This window comes from Methylocucumis oryzae (assembly GCF_000963695.1).
Classification (GTDB): Bacteria; Pseudomonadota; Gammaproteobacteria; order Methylococcales; family Methylomonadaceae; genus Methylovulum; species Methylovulum oryzae.
This window is the reverse complement of sequence record NZ_LAJX01000231.1, coordinates 1-15,741: the sequence shown is the minus strand read 5'-3', so window position 1 is coordinate 15,741 and position 15,741 is coordinate 1. Positions and strand designations below refer to the sequence as shown.

At 43.7% G+C, this 15,741-nt stretch carries 11 protein-coding genes and 2 pseudogenes; 4 read left to right on the top strand and 9 right to left on the bottom strand.

The window, feature by feature from the left end:
• Positions 1 to 270 precede the first annotated feature (270 nt).
• Positions 271 to 1,974: pseudogene (locus tag VZ94_RS32510) on the bottom strand (diguanylate cyclase domain-containing protein); the annotation flags it as partial.
• Between the two features lie 577 nt (positions 1,975 to 2,551).
• Entirely contained in the window at positions 2,552 to 2,890 is a 339-nt protein-coding gene (locus VZ94_RS18415; RefSeq protein WP_045780343.1) for a hypothetical protein, read from the bottom strand.
• Between the two features lie 229 nt (positions 2,891 to 3,119).
• Here VZ94_RS18415 and VZ94_RS29635 point away from each other — a divergent pair.
• Positions 3,120 to 3,182: pseudogene (locus VZ94_RS29635) on the top strand (hypothetical protein); the annotation flags it as partial.
• 635 nt (positions 3,183 to 3,817) lie between these two features.
• Here the strand turns inward: VZ94_RS29635 and VZ94_RS18405 are convergent.
• From VZ94_RS18405 to VZ94_RS18375, 7 genes are all read right to left on the bottom strand, one after another.
• Entirely contained in the window at positions 3,818 to 4,126 is a 309-nt protein-coding gene (locus VZ94_RS18405) for a hypothetical protein (RefSeq protein ID WP_239650064.1), read from the bottom strand.
• 242 nt (positions 4,127 to 4,368) lie between these two features.
• Positions 4,369 to 4,578, bottom strand: coding sequence for a hypothetical protein (locus VZ94_RS18400; protein WP_045780340.1), 210 nt, complete (start codon positions 4,576 to 4,578; stop codon positions 4,369 to 4,371).
• Positions 4,579 to 4,899: 321 nt separating this feature from the next.
• A complete protein-coding gene (locus VZ94_RS18395; protein ID WP_045780339.1) occupies positions 4,900 to 5,148 on the bottom strand; it encodes a hypothetical protein in 249 nt (82 codons plus the stop codon).
• The gene (locus VZ94_RS18390) at positions 5,123 to 5,707 is read right to left on the bottom strand and encodes a hypothetical protein (RefSeq protein ID WP_045780338.1); all 585 of its coding nucleotides are present in this window, start codon (positions 5,705 to 5,707) and stop codon (positions 5,123 to 5,125) included. The genes VZ94_RS18395 and VZ94_RS18390 overlap by 26 nt, the downstream gene beginning before the upstream one ends.
• A 13-nt stretch (positions 5,708 to 5,720) precedes the next feature.
• On the bottom strand, positions 5,721 to 6,110 hold the full coding sequence (locus VZ94_RS18385) for a hypothetical protein (protein ID WP_131655629.1): 390 nt from the start codon (positions 6,108 to 6,110) through the stop codon (positions 5,721 to 5,723).
• A gap of 103 nt (positions 6,111 to 6,213) precedes the next feature.
• Positions 6,214 to 7,305 carry a LamG domain-containing protein gene (locus VZ94_RS18380; RefSeq protein WP_157844976.1) on the bottom strand — a complete coding sequence of 364 codons (1,092 nt, stop codon included), beginning with the start codon at positions 7,303 to 7,305 and terminating at the stop codon, positions 6,214 to 6,216.
• A gap of 71 nt (positions 7,306 to 7,376) precedes the next feature.
• Positions 7,377 to 7,889: a hypothetical protein gene (locus VZ94_RS18375; RefSeq protein WP_045780335.1), complete on the bottom strand. Its 513-nt coding sequence runs from the start codon at positions 7,887 to 7,889 to the stop codon at positions 7,377 to 7,379.
• Between the two features lie 302 nt (positions 7,890 to 8,191).
• Between VZ94_RS18375 and VZ94_RS18370 the strand changes: the two genes are divergently transcribed.
• From VZ94_RS18370 to VZ94_RS18360, 3 genes are all read left to right on the top strand, one after another.
• Entirely contained in the window at positions 8,192 to 9,820 is a 1,629-nt protein-coding gene (locus VZ94_RS18370; RefSeq protein ID WP_045780334.1) for a Calx-beta domain-containing protein, read from the top strand.
• Between the two features lie 107 nt (positions 9,821 to 9,927).
• Positions 9,928 to 13,221, top strand: a complete 3,294-nt coding sequence (locus VZ94_RS18365; RefSeq protein ID WP_045780333.1) for a Calx-beta domain-containing protein — start codon at positions 9,928 to 9,930, stop codon at positions 13,219 to 13,221.
• Between the two features lie 28 nt (positions 13,222 to 13,249).
• Positions 13,250 to 15,741, top strand: a 2,492-nt coding sequence (locus tag VZ94_RS18360) for a beta strand repeat-containing protein (RefSeq protein WP_131655627.1), incomplete at its 3' end; no start/stop codon positions are given.

The window sequence follows — 15,741 nt, the reverse complement described above, 5'->3', positions numbered from 1 at the left end:
AGCGCTTAAAACAAAAATTCATTAAAAATGAAAAGCTCAGCAAAATGGCGTTTACCACCGGTAACTGAGCCAAAACCTACCGTAGACTAACCCGCGATAAGCATAAAGGAATATACTCTGAACGGTGACATTTGGTATCTTGTGTTGCCGTAGTGGGCTGTACGCACCTTTTTCATTGATTTTTAATGAAAACTTATAAAGGTGCGCACAGCGCACCCTACCTAAACCAAAAAATTTGACCATTTGAGCTATAACTGCCTGAAGCATTCAACACGACTTGTCGTGCCATAATTCACTAATAGCCTCAGCGCTGACCGGTTTACTGAAATAATAGCCTTGCGCTTTATGGCATTGTCTACTCAATAAAAAGCTTAACTGCGCCTCAGTTTCTACGCCTTCGGCGATTACATCAAGGTTTAAGCCATGCGTCATCGCAATAATCGCTTTCACAATAGCGGCATCATTAGGGTCATCAGCCAGGTCGCGCACAAAGGATTGATCGATTTTAATTTTATCAATCGGCATACGCTTTAAATAACTCAGCGATGAATAGCCTGTACCAAAATCATCTATCGAAATATGAACCCCTAACGCTTTTAATTCACCTAGCGTCGTTAACACCGAGTTTTTATCCGCTAACATAATGCCTTCTGTGATTTCTAATTCCAGAAGATGCGCTGGGAAACCGGTTTCAGCGAGAATATTAGCCACTTTCGACACTAAATTATGTTGATGAAATTGTATCGATGATAAATTCACGGCAACATGTAACAGACATCCTTGTTGTAACCAGACTCGGCCTTGCTGACAAGCTGCCGTTAACACCCAATCGCCTATTGCGCAAATTAAACCAGACGACTCGGTAACAGGAATAAACTCAGCGGGTGAAACCAAACCTAACTCAGGTGTTTGCCAACGCAGCAATGCTTCTACACCTATCATGCGCCCGGTTAATAAATCGATTTGAGGTTGGTAGTTAAGAAAAAAACACTCCTTTTCTAGCGACTGGCTTAATAACGATACTAAGCGCATTTGCCGTTGTACCGCTAAATTCATTTCCGTAGTAAAAAATTGGAAATTATTGCGACCACAGTTTTTTGCATGATACATCGCCGTATCGGCATCTCTTAATAATTCTTCTAAATGCTTTGAATCATCTGGATAAACACTAACACCTATGCTGCATGTAATATAAATCTCATGATTGCCGATTCTAAAAACTGGCTGCAAAATGGTCTTAATGTTTTGTACCACCGCAATAACATGATGCACAGACTCGATACTCGGCAATAAAATTAAAAACTCATCGCCACCTAAACGCGCCACTGTATCGTTTTCACGCATCCCTTCACGCAACCGGCGCGCCACGCTTTTAATAACTCATCGCCTACCGAATGTCCTAACGAATCATTGATATGTTTGAAATTATCCAAATCAGCAAACAATATGGCCAGCTTACATTGTTGACGATAACACTGAGTTATCGCTTGCTGGATTCGGTCATAAGCCAATTCTCGATTGGGTAAGCTTGTTAACGTATCAAAATGCGCTAATTGATACAGATGTTGTTGATTTTCTTTTATTTCCTCAACTTCACGCGCATTATCTAAAATCAACGATAACGACATGGCAAAGCTCATCGCTAATAATTCATCTTCTGCGCTAAATGCAGAACCATCCAGCTTATCGCATAAATAAATACGCCCATAAACCCGACCTAAATTGGAAATAGGCACGGCCAATAGCGTTTTCATCATAGGGTGAAAGTCAGGAAAACCGGCACTACGCTCATCTTGGGCAATATTCTCTATACGCAACGCAGTGTTTTCATGAATCACAACGCCTAATAATCCCTTTCCCTCAGGTAAGCGGCCTATTTGTTTAACGATTTGTTCAGAAATACCGGTGTGAATAAAATGCGTTAGCTGGCCTTGTTCAGAAACAATACCTATGGCGCCATAACGCGCTTGCAATAATTTACTTAATGCTTCAATACCGGTTTGTAAAATATCGTGCTCTAAATTGGTATGCGCTAACACGCTTAGCAAGGTTCTTGACGCTGCGTGTAATTCAGACAACCGCGTAGACCACGCAGCAAGATTACGATGATCGGTCGCAATTTGCTGATTTAACTCACGCGTTTTGTTTAACAACTCGCGCTCACGCCTAAGTAATGCGCGTAATACACTGGGGCGCGTAACCGCACCTATGAAAGCACCTTGTTTATCGATAACCGCAATTGCATCGACAGGGCTGTCAAACAGTTTTTCAACCTCGGTGAGCTGCACGTCTTCACAAATGGGGCTGACAGGGTGTGGGTCTAATAAATCGGCAAAAATCCGTTGCGGTGCAATTGAAATATCTCGGTCAGTTACTAAACCTTGAAAAACACCTTCAACATCACCGAGTTGTTGACTGGAATATACCGCATATAAACAACCGGCGACCCGGTTTAACGCCGGTCTTGCGTCTGCGCGCACGATAATTACATTTTCTGCCAAAGCATCGGATGCGATGAGTTCTTTCATAGATTAATGGCTCAAAACGGTGTTTATAATTCTGCTTCAAATTGAATTTGGATATCTAACTCAAGATATAAAATTTCATCAGCAGCCATGCCAGGTTTAATAAACTTAAGCACAAAATCAATCAATTTTTCTTTAGGAACTCTGCTTAACAAGGTTTTACGAACTAAGATTTCTTGAATAATAGGGTCATTATCAAGCTCAATCGGCTCAAACGGCGTGGCGACTAACAGCTCAAGCGCTTGCCGCATCGCTTTACTACCTATCGGAGAGTTTCTGCCTAGCACCAAGCCATCGCGAAAAGGTGGTAAGACAAATTCTTTCACACGGGTATGAATAATATGTTTACTTTCTCTGGTTAGCATTCCATTTACCTGCCTTGAATGAGCAATTATACCTTATTATCTATACGGGAAATTCTAACGTATTGAGTAGCTTATGACTATATTTTTAGCCTGAAAACAGAATACTCTCGTTAAGAAATAGCCATAAATCAACTTTGTCATCGAGAGCATCATGGTTAACGACATACAAGCCGCCTATTATCGCTACTGAGGCAAAGCCCAAAAAGACAAGCCGTCAAACGACGACAACGCTAAATACCACTTATTGCCTTACCATTGTTTGGATGTGGCAGCGGTGGCGGATACTTGGTGACAGCAAAGCGATTCATTTAGGCAACAATTTATGGGCATAATAGGGCTGAATGAACAAAAAACCGTGCCTGTTTGCTGTTTTTTATCGCTTTATACGATTACGGGAAATTTGATTTGCGTTTTCAGCGCAAAGCACCTGAACCAAGCCGCATCAACTAAATGGGCTAGCGATTAAAAATTACTACCACGCCCTGCCTCTGTTTGTATTGGTTTTATCAAGACCTCCAAAAGTGGTTTAGTTCTGGTAATGGCTATTATGGTAAAGATAATGAGGACTGCGGCGGTGCGTATAGTTGGTTGGCTCCTGTTGGGCATCATGGAGTCATACCAAGCAACGATAAAAAATAGGATGCGCTGAGGTACGAAGCGCATCAGTCGAGTTTTTACTCCCGATGCACTCCTATCATCGGCACATCCAACAGCTATATTATTGAAAAATAAATATAATTTATTAAATTAATGGCAGTGAGGCGTTAGCGGTTAGTTACCGTTGAATAATGGTTTCTTGATTGACTGCTGCAATTTAGTTCTTAATGCACGGTAGGCTGACGAGTAGGGTCGATAAATTCAATTAAAGCTGAATACTGTGCTTGATTGAAAGGAATATTCTGTTCGTTAAAAAACTCTTTGGCGGCATCAATCGCATCTAATATTACCGCAATAACAAAACGCTGAGCGTGTGTAGAGGCTACCATTTTTTTCCGGCACAGCAGATTCTATAGTTAGTGTTTGACTGGCTTTATCAAACGAAGTTAAGCGTAAACCAGTAAAGGCCGCTTGCTCTTGTTGGCTAGGTAGTAAAAACATAATATCTAACGATGGCGTCTTGGGTATTTGTTCCTTTTTTGCTTTTGCCAACAGCATGGCTATTTTTACAATTGCTTGGATTAACTGACTCTCATCGAGAGAGCGATCTGGCATCATTGAACTTATGTGTATTGTCATATTCACCTCACTGAAATTAATAAAGCAATAAGCTTGCCTATTTTGCTTATAAACTAATAGGCTGAATTAAAAGCACTTTATTTATACGAGGTTAAATAGTGATGGGCATATATTCGCTGAACTATCCATCAATGTTAGAAAAGCAACATCAAGAATACATTAACTCCAGCAAAGCAAAGAAACTAATACTGTGCTGCGTGGCTGCACAAGCCAATCCACTTTGAACCTGCGTTGACAGTGAACTACTGCTTGGTAGCAAGACGCTGGCAGTTAAAGCTGGCATCGCCTTGTTTAGCAGTTTCTTGGCTGACGGTGGCGATGAGCTTAGCGTTGGCGCTGCCACTAATCATGGCTAAGTTAGAATAGATAGAAGATGTGTTGCTATCGTTAGTAGCGGTTAATGTCAACGCTTTTAATTGCTTGGGTTTTAGCGTGACATCCTGCTTTGCCAAACTAACCCCTGTATTGGCGGCAAACTGTTCAAACTGAATGGTTTCGGTTTGTTTGCTTAAGTTAAGCAGGTGTATTTGATTGAGACTTGTGGGTTGCGCATTAACGCTGATATGGGTACATGCCCATTGAGCACCGGCCTGGGTTTCGTTAACAGCGGCGTTTCCTGCGATAGCCAGCCCAGTATTCTGTATATTAGCGGCTTGTATAGCAAGATGACTGCCGGTAATAACTGCATAGCCATTAAAAATTGAGTGGTTTTAGAGAATTTGTGCTTAATTTGACAGAACCCAAGCCAGGAATCGTTTTGTTTTTACGCGCGGTTAAAAAACGCCTTGATCAGTATAAAAAAGCGTTGTGATGGTGGTAGGTTGCTCATTTGTGTTGTGTACAGTTAATTCAGTCCATGCCAACGCGGTTTTGGCACCTTGTTGTTTAACCATAGGACTTACCCAGTAGCGTTGATTATCGGCCAGAGCAGGTAATACCGCTTCTACGGCTGCGGTATCGCGAGCATAACGCAATTGCTCGATGCCAGATAAGGCGTTATCGGCAGTAATGTGTACACTCAAGGCTACCGCTTGTTGTTTGAATAATTTGTTGGAATCTAAATCGTAGCGAGCAAGCGGTGTCAGTATTTTGGTAAACGTGCGCGTTTTTATTGCCTAAGTTATCGAAAAATTGGGCAGTAAACTTAATGTCTTTGTCGGAGCTAGGATTTTGTAAGCTAATTAGGCTGCTTTGTCCGGTACTAGCAAGTTGCCAGAACAGAGGAAAATACAGCTCTGATGCGGTGATAGAACCGTTGTATATTTCGATAGCTTTCTTATCGGTACGAGTGCTTAGCGCATGGGCGATGATGGGACGCTCCGCTTCAACACTCGCCGAGCCGTTAAAGCCCGCCGCAGGCATGGCTACAACGACGGCACCATGCGCGGCTAGGTTATGCGTATCGGAGTGGGTTAACACGCCTTGCTGATAAAAGTTGATTTTAGCCGTGTTTGTTTCGTTGTTGCTGTTGACTAAGACCACGCTTGATTGCAGTGCTGCTTGGTTTGCAGCGTGACTAAGCGTAGGCCATACGGCGATAAACAACACTAGGCTTATTGGCATTAAAGGCTGAGTAGACATTGTTAATACTCCGTTAAGGATTGCTTAAACGTGGAAGGAAAACGCCGTGGCCAAGTATTTTGGTTTGGACGTCAATTATCGACTTGCCAGCAAATTGCTCGAAACCACCCCATTTCAGCCTAAGATCCGTAATATCTTTCTGTAGAGCAGGACTACCTTCATTCACAAGCATATTTAAAAAAGCATCTATGGTGTTCAATTGCTTGGAACTGATGATAGTTTCGATACCTTTTCCTGTCAGTAGCTTGTCAAACAAGGGCTTTAATTCGGTAAGCACGGTGATTCCTGTTTCCGCTAGTTTCGGGTCGGCCAGCAGCAAACTTAGGATTTCCCGGGTGTGATTGTTGTAAAGTTCGATATAGCGTTGTCCTTCTGGTGTTGACGCAAGTAATCGATCCCGCACATTTCTAAAAGTCTGAATAAAATTATTAGTGTTAGTAGGCTGGAATTGTTTATGCGCTGTTCGGTGCTTTTTGGCTGTTAATGACGTGTCTCGATTTTTACAGTCAGAAAAAACATCCTAAATAATTTATCGAGCATTGAGAATCTGTATTTGAGCAAGCGCTTTCACAACTTTCATGGATGATATAAGTGACTAAATCTGGTGAACTTGCAGCTAATCCATCGTTGACCACTAAACTAAATGAGTAAATACCCGGTTCGGTGATAGTAAAATTTGTTAGTGCCGAGTTGCTTTCAGGGATAATGTCAGGTGAATCTATATGTGTCCAATGATAGCTCAATGGGTTAGGACCTAAATCGGGATCGAAGCTGCCGGAGCCATCCAGAATGATGTTGGCGTAGTTAGCTTCATCAAAGTCAATTTCAGTTTCTTGATCAATTCCGGCATTGGCGACAGGCGGTTGATTAATTTCCCCTCCGCATTCTCCGGTATTGGCTTGTCCAGCGGCTAATTCATCTGCCGTTAACGCCCTATCCCAGACATGTAAGTCGTCGATTTTGCCATGAAATCCAAAAATAGAAGTCAGAGAATTTGACCCGATGTAAGCATTTTGTATTCCACCACTGCCTGGTGAACTAGTCGAATTTGAGTTTCTTGCAATTTCCTTGCCATTAATATAAATCCGTGCGCTAGCGCCGTCATAAATCCCGGCAACATGTTGCCAATGACCTGAGCACGTTATCCCCCCCATCACCTGGATTTGATTTATTCCACCGGTGTTAGGAGTCATGGCTACAGTAAACAGTAATTGATGATGGACTAAGGCGAGTCTTACACCCGGATAGCCATCGTCCCAGATGATATGTAATCCGTTGTTAAACAAGACGGATTCGTCTTCCTCATCGGGGTTTATCCAGGCTTCCACGGTGATAAGATCGCTGGGATTAACATAATTTGGTATTTCTACAGAATCTACACCATTAAAATTTAACACCCAATCACTACCGGTGCGGTTATCCGGCAAATAGCTTGCGCCCTCGATGGTGCCATTGGCATTGTTGGCTAAACCGCTATTGATAACTGTAGAGCCTGAGCCTTCATTAAAATCGTAAGACAGAATTTTATTTGCGGCTATTGCTTCCTGTGAGCTTGCAAAAAGTAAAATGCAGCTTGATGCAAATAGCCTTAAGAACAAGAAAACGTAATTTAAATTACATGATAAGAAATAGTGTGTTCTCATGTCCGTTTAACCCTAAATTTAAAGAATTAGTAAATATCCCCCGGCAAAGCCGGGGGATATTTACTTCCGTAATTCGGGTAATATTCATAGGGGATATTGAGTTCAACCCTAATATCGCCACCCTGAGGATGTAATATATTGCCACCACTAGTAAAAATAAGACTAAAGCCCCCGGATAAGCTCCATATCGGTTTATTTATCTGGTTTAACGTGCTAGGCTTAATCCAGGCTTCTACAGTGAGGTTTCCATTTAATCTAAACCGGCCTAGCTGAAAAAATACGCCGTTGCTGGCCGCTAGTTTTAATGCCGTACCGCTACCTGTTCTATCATTCGCGACATAGCTTGCGCCTACAATACTTCCGTCTGCTTCTGGAATAATGCCAGCATTAGTTGCGATTGTTCCTGTCCCTTCATCAAAACTATATGACAATAATTTATCGGCGGCATAGGTGATGTTGAACGAGGCGAATAGCAACATCATTACCGTTAATGACCGATACCACGCAGGTGAATAAGAACTGAATAACCGTGGGCGCATATTTATTCCGTTGTAGGGTTAGAAGTAAGGCTATGATTTATCAATAAGGTGCCAACTGTATAACGAAAATTGCTTTTAAAAAAAGTAAATATTTCACATTGGTTTGCTCAGATTAGCAGAATCTAAGACGAATAGTGTACTTGGTTTTGGGCTAATTGAACGATTGGGCAAGCTTATAGAAATACAAAAATATTGGTTTGTTTTATGAGTGTTATCCAAGCTAGACTTAATGAAGTTTTTTTATCAAAAGATGCGATTAAATTAAGTGGCTTTCCGCCACAATAACTTATTAAGGAGGAAATATGGCTACCCCAGTTATTTCTGCACAACATTTAACGGTCAATGAGGCAGATGCGACTGCGACGCTGCTGATTAAGCTTAGCGAAGCGGCGGCAACGGCCGTGACGGTGCAGTGGTCGCTCAGCGGTTTAACGGCTAGCGCTAGCACTGATTTAGTTAATAGTTCTGGCACATTGACCTTTAATCCGGGTGAAACACAGGTTGAATTAGCAGTTGGTTTAGTAAACGACGCGACGGCGGAACAAATAGAAAGTTTTGTGTTTAATCTATTTACGCCTAGCAGTAATGCGGTGATTGGCAATAGCTCTACCGTGATTTCCATTGTGGATAACGATAGTAGCGCAGGTGTGCCGATACTGACGGTCAGTGATGTCGTCGTCGATGAAAGTGCCGGTAGCGTGCAATTTGTCGTGATGTTGGATAAACCAGCGACGGGCAATGTGAAGCTGGATTTTAAAACGCAAAACGGTAGCGCTAGCGCTGGTTCGGATTATACGGCGATTAATGGCAGCTTAACATTCTTGCCAGGCGAGACCGCGAAAACCATTACGGTGCCCGTGCTAAATGATACGGCAGCAGAAACTTGGGAAAATTTTAGCCTGGTGTTAAGTAAAGTTACTGGTGCGACGGCACCTGATTTAGTGGCTACTGCGTTGATTGCTCCTAATGATGTTACCGCTGTTAATAAATCGGCGCTCACTGTTAGCGATGTGGTCGTGTCCGAACAAGATGGCTTTGCTGAGTTTGTGATTAGCTTAGATAAGCCTAATACCGACGTGGTCAGCGTGAATTATCAAACCGGTAATGGCACCGCGATTTTTAATAATGACGGGGTAGGCAATAGCGGTACGCTTAGATTTGCACCCGGCGAAACGTTAGCAACCGTTAGGATTGCTATTACTAATGATTCAACGCTTGAGGCGACGGAAAATTTTAATCTGCAATTATCTACGCCTAGCGCGAATGCGGTGATTAACCGTAATGTCGGGGTGGCTACGATTTTTGATAACGATGCTGAAACGGGTACGCCGATAGCTGCTGTGTCTAGCGTTGTTGTCGATGAAGCGGAGGGTGTGGTGAGCTTTGTCGTGACCTTAGATAAACCATCGACCAATGTTATTACGATGGATTATGCCAGCCAAAACGGTACGGCAGTCGCAGGTAGCGATTTTACCGCCATTAGCGGCACGTTGGTATTTGCGCCTGGCGAGACCACGCAAACCGTTAGAGTATTGTTAAACAATGATACGTTAGCTGAAACCGATGAAAATTTTGCGTTGACCTTATCGAAGGTCTCCGGCGCGACAGTATTAGACGCCAGCGGTACGGCGATTATTGCTGAAAACGACGCCAATGCGGTGGCTAAGCCCAATATTTCAGTCGAAGACATTGTGGTAGGTGAAGGCGACGTGTACGCCGATTTTATTGTGCGCTTAGATGCGCCAACGACGTCGGATGTGACGATGAATTTTAGCACTAGCAATGGTACAGCTACGTTTAATAATGATGCGATTGGCGTGAATAGCGCGCTCACCTTTGCACCAGGCGAAACTGTTAAAACCGTGCGCGTGACTTTAGTCAATGATGCGAATGTAGAACCGGCTGAGAATTTTTCGTTGCAACTTTTTTAATGCCAGCGCTAATGCAACACTGGCCAGAAATGTCGCTACGGCAACGATTATTGATAATGATGCAGAAGCTGGTACGCCCGTTGTATCTATCAATGATTACGTGATTGATGAGAGCGCAAAAGTGGCGCGTTTTTGTCATTACGTTGGATAAACCGTCAGCTAACGCGGTGTCGCTCACGTATAGCACACAAAATGGCAGTGCTGAGGCAGGCTCTGATTTTGTCGCCAGCAGCGGTAGCTTAAGTTTTGCGCCAGGAGAGACGGCTAAAACGGTGACAGTGACGTTGATAAATGACAATCTAGCCGAAACCGCTGAAGCGTTTAATTTAGTGTTAAGCAATTTAGTCGGTGCGACCGCATTGGATTTAACTGGCACAGCGATAATTGCCGCCAATGATAAAACACCTATTAGTGTATCGGCGTTAAGCATTAACGACATTGTCGTCGGCGAAAGCCAAACCTATGCTGACTTTACCATTAGCCTAGATGCACCGAATACCGACACCGTGACGGTAAGTTACCAAACCCAAAACGGCACCGCGATTTTTAATAATGACGGTTTTGGCACCTCAGGTAAGTTGACGTTTGCACCGGGCGAAGTGGTTAAAACGGTGCGCGTGACATTGAACAACGATACGCAAGCAGAAGTGAGTGAAAATTTTGGCTTGGTGTTGTTTACACCTAGCAGTAACGCAACTATTGTAAGGAATTCCGGTTTAGCCACAATTATTGATAACGATGCTGCTACCGGTACGCCTGTGGTTTCGATTAGCGATTTAGTGTTAGATGAAGCCAGCGGCCAAGCGAGTTTTGCCGTAACACTGGATAAGCCCTCTACATCAGTGGTGGCTATGAATTTCACTACGCAAAATGGTAGTGCCAAAGCGGGTTCGGATTTTACCAGTACCAGTGGTGCGCTGACGTTTGCACCCGGTGAGACGGCTAAAACCATTACCGTTTTTATACAAAATGATAGCTTAGCGGAAAATGATGAAGATTTTAGCGTTGTGCTATCCAATCTTTCTGGCGCAACGGTGTTAGATACGGTAGGTCAAGCGATTATCGCCGCTAATGATAGTACGCCAGGGACTATATCGAATATTTTAATCGACGATATTGTGGTCGGTGAAAGTCAAACCTATGCCGAGTTTACAATTCGCTTAGATACGCCGAATACCACTAATGTCACCGTTAACTATAATACCACTAACGGCACGGCGATATTTAACAACGATGCGATTGGTGTCACTAATGCGTTAACATTCCTGCCCGGCGAGACGGTTAAGACCGTATTAGTCACACTGGTGAATGATACAGCTCAAGAAATCACCGAAAATTTTAGTTTGCAATTATTTAGTGCCAGCGCCAACGCCACTATCGCTAAAAATGTCGCGACGGCGACGATTATTGATAATGATGCGGCTAGCGGCACGCCTACTGTTTCGATTAATGACTACACGATTGACGAGAGCACCCGAGAAGCCCGTTTTGTCATTACGTTAGATAAGCCTTCTACACAAGTGGTGTCGCTTGACTATGCTACGCAAAATACTAGTGCTAAAGCGGGTGAAGATTTTGTAGCAAGTAGCGGCAGTTTGAGTTTTGCGCCGGGCGAGACCGTTAAAACAGTTTCTGTCGCGTTAATCAACGATGCGGTGTTTGAAATAGCCGAAAGCTTTAACTTGGTACTCTCTAATTTGGTCAATGCGACGGCATTAGATGTTGTTGGCACGGTAGTCATTGCTGAAAACGATGCGCCTTCGGTGACAGTTTCTACGATTAGCGTCGATGATATTGTCGTCGGTGAAAGCCAAACCTTTGCTGATTTTGAAGTGCGCTTGAGCGCGCCGAATACCGATTTGGTAAAAGTCAGTTATCAAACGCAAAACGGTACTGCGGTTTTTAATAATGACGGCGTAGGCGTGTCAGGCGTGTTGAATTTTGCGCCTGGCGAGACTGTTAAGCTCGTCCGTGTGTTATTAAACAACGATACCCAGGTTGAATCGGCAGAAAATTTTAGTTTGGTATTATTTAACCCAAGTAATGCCACGATAGTTAAATCAGAGGCAACTGCGACGATTATTGATAACGACTCTACATCCGGAACTCCGTTAGCAGTTATTAGCGATGTTGTCCTAGATGAAAGCGCACGCACGGCTCAATTTGTCGTGACCTTAGATAAACCCGCTACCAGTGTTGTGTCTATGGCTTATGCGACACAAGACGATAGTGCTAAAGCAGGAGCAGATTATGTTGCTCAAAGTGGCGTGATTCATTTTACACCTGGCGAAACCGCGAAAACCGTTACGGTATTTTTAAACAACGATACGGTTACCGAAAGCGATGAAAGCTTTAACATGGTTTTAAGTGAGTTATCCGGCGTGACGATGCTGGATAATACCGGTACGGCAATTATTGCCGCGAACGATAGTTCGGCTGTTACAAAATCCACTATTTCAGTGGAATCAATTACCGTCGATGAAGGCGATATCTATGCCACATTTGTCGCACGTTTAGATCAACCCAATAATGCGACCATAACGGTTAATTACACCACGACCAATGGTACAGCAATATTTAATAACGACGCGATAGCTGAGAATAGCCAACTCGTGTTTTTACCCGGCGAAACGGTGAAAACGATTGCGATAAAATTGATAGACGATACCACAGTAGAGGCGATTGAAAGTTTTAATTTGCCGTTGTTTAGCCCTAGCGCCAACGTAACGATTGCCAAACCGGTGGCAATTGCCACTATCATCGATAACGATGCGGTGAGCGGTACGCCGGTTTTATCGTTTAGTGATACCGTCATCGATGAAACCACAAGCTTAATTTATGTCAACGCTAGCTTAGACAAGCCTAGCACGGCCACGGTTAGCGCTGATTTTATTTTGCAAAATGCAACGGCGGATAATGGCGATTATTTTAGCTATCCTTCGGTGATTGCGTTTAAGCCTGGCGAGGTAGTTAAACGCGTGGCAATAGGCATCAACAACGATAGTTTAGCCGAAGCAACCGAAGTCTTTACTATCGCTGTAACTAATGTGACCGGAGCGTCGTTAAATGCCAATGGTCTTACACCTATTGCCATTTATGACAACGATAAGACACCGGTAACCAGCTCAACGATAAGCATGAGTAACGTGACAGTGGTCGAAGACCAAGGTTATGCTGAGCTGTTAGTCACATTAAATGCACCGAATACCGATACGGTTACGGTCAATTATCAAACCAGTAACGGTAGCGCTGTTTTTAATAATGACGGGATTAGTACTAGCGGCCAGTTAAATTTTGCTGCTGGTGAAACGGTAAAAACCATTCGTATTATTTTAACCGACGACATCTTAACAGAAGCGTCCGAAACGTTTTACCGTCTCCCTATTTACTGCCAGTGCTAATGCGACGATTGCAACGCCTTCAGCTACCGTGACGATTATCGATGATGATAGCGCGGCACCTGCTACAGCCGTGATATTAAACGGCACTGAGCAAGCTGATGTATTAACCGGTACGCGTTTTCAAGACAGCATCAGCGGTTTAGCTGGCGATGACGTGCTAAATGGTGGTGTTGGCGCTGATACTCTACTAGGTGGTTTAGGTAATGACAGTTATATCGTCGATGCGGTAGGCGATGTCGTGACTGAAAACACTGATGAAGGTAGCGATACCGTGCTCAGTTCGATTAGTTATAGCCTAGGTAGCCAATTAGAAAATCTCGTTTTAATCGGTGTTACGGCGATTAATGCAACCGGTAATAGTCTCGATAATAAACTAACCGGTAATGAACAAGCCAACGTCTTCGATGGTAAAACCGGTGCGGATACCTTAATAGGCGGTTTAGGCAATGACAGCTATGTGGTTAACAGCGCTAATGATGTCGTCATTGAAACCTCAGCGCTAAGCAGTGAACTCGATGTGGTTAATAGCAGTATTAGCTATTCTCTAGGCAATAACGTCGAGAACTTAGTATTAACCGGTACCGATGCGATTAATGGCACCGGTAATGGATTAAACAATAAGCTCACCGGTAATAACGCCGCTAACCAATTAAACGGCGGCTTAGGCGCTGACACCATGCTAGGCGGTTTAGGCAACGATGTTTATACCGTCGATGATGTAGCCGATGTGACGACGGAAACTTCAACGCTAAGCAATGAGATTGATTTAGTTAACAGCTCGATTACTCATACCTTAGCAGCCAATATCGAACAACTGACATTAACCGGCACTACAGCAATTGACGGTGTTGGCAACAACTTGGCAAACCTGATAACCGGTAATAACGCGGCTAACCGTTTAGACGGTCAAGCCGGTGCTGATACCTTGCTAGGTGGGTTAGGTAATGATAGTTATAACGTTGATAATGCCGGTGATGTGGTGACGGAAACGTCCGCGCTAGCCAATGAAATCGATGAAGTCTTCAGTTCGGTATCGTTTTCGTTAAGCGTAAATGTTGAGCACTTGACGCTTATCGGTAATAAAGCAATTAATGGAACGGGAAATGCCCTAAAAAATCGCATCACCGGTAATGATGCTGCCAATATGTTAGACGGGGGTACTGGCGTCGATACGTTAATCGGAGGCTTAGGCAATGACACGTATAAAGTCGATTCAACCAGTGACACCGTCATTGAAAGCTCAGCGCTAGCCAATGAAATCGATACTGTCGAAAGCGTTGTCACGTTTACGCTGGTTAAAAATGTTGAACATTTAACGTTGCTCGGCGGCAATGCGATTAACGGGTTTGGCAATGTGCTAGCGAATAAAATCACTGGTAATGCGGCGGCTAATCTTCTTAACGGCGGTCAAGGCGCAGATACGTTAACCGGTGGTTTAGGTAATGATAGCTATGTCGTAGATGACAGTGGTGATGTAGTCGTTGAAACCAGCTCATTAGCCAGCGAAATTGACGATGTGACAAGCTCGGTCAGTTTTACGCTAGGCAATAACTTAGAAAATCTACTGCTTAGCGGTAATAGCGCGATTAATGGTCAAGGCAATAAAGCCGCCAACCAACTGACCGGTAATAGCGCGGCTAATGTGTTAAACGGCATGGAAGGCGCCGATACTTTAACCGGTGGTTTGGGCAATGATACCTATTTTATTGACCAACTCGGCGATGTGATTAGCGAAACCTCAGCGCTGAAAACCGAAATAGACACCGTGAATAGCTTTATAGCCTTTACCTTAGGCGCTAATTTAGAAGTGCTAAACCTACAAGGTAATAATGACTTAACCGGTGTCGGCAATGCCTTAGCGAATCAGCTTACCGGCAATAACGGCGCGAATACACTAGACGGTAAAGCCGGTAACGATACGTTACAAGGCGGTTTAGGTAACGATACTTATGTAGTCGACAGCAAAGGCGATAAAGTGATTGAAGCCGTGAATGCCGGTAATGATACGATTCTAGCTAGCCTAAGTTTAACCTTGCCAGCTCAAGTGGAAGCGTTAACCTTAACCGGCAATAAAGCCATTAATGCCACCGGTAATGAGCTAGCTAATCTGTTAACCGGTAACAAAGCCGCTAATAAGCTATCAGGCGGACTAGGCGCAGATACCATGGACGGTGGTTTAGGTAAAGATAGTTACACCGTTGATAACAGCGGTGATGTCGTCATTGAAACCTCGACCTTAGCCAGTGAAATCGACCAAGTTAATAGTTCGGTGACGTATAGCTTAACGGCTAATGTCGAAAAATTGACGTTAACCGGCACGAATGCAATTAATGGTTCAGGTAATGCGCTAGCCAACACGTTGATAGGCAATGCCAGCGCCAATACGTTAAATGGCGGTTCAGGTAACGATACATTAACCGGTGGTAATGCTAGCGATGTGTTAATCGGCGGAGCTGGCGCAGACAGCATTAACCTCACCGAAACTGTTGCGGCAACCGATACCATTAAAATAGCGGCAGG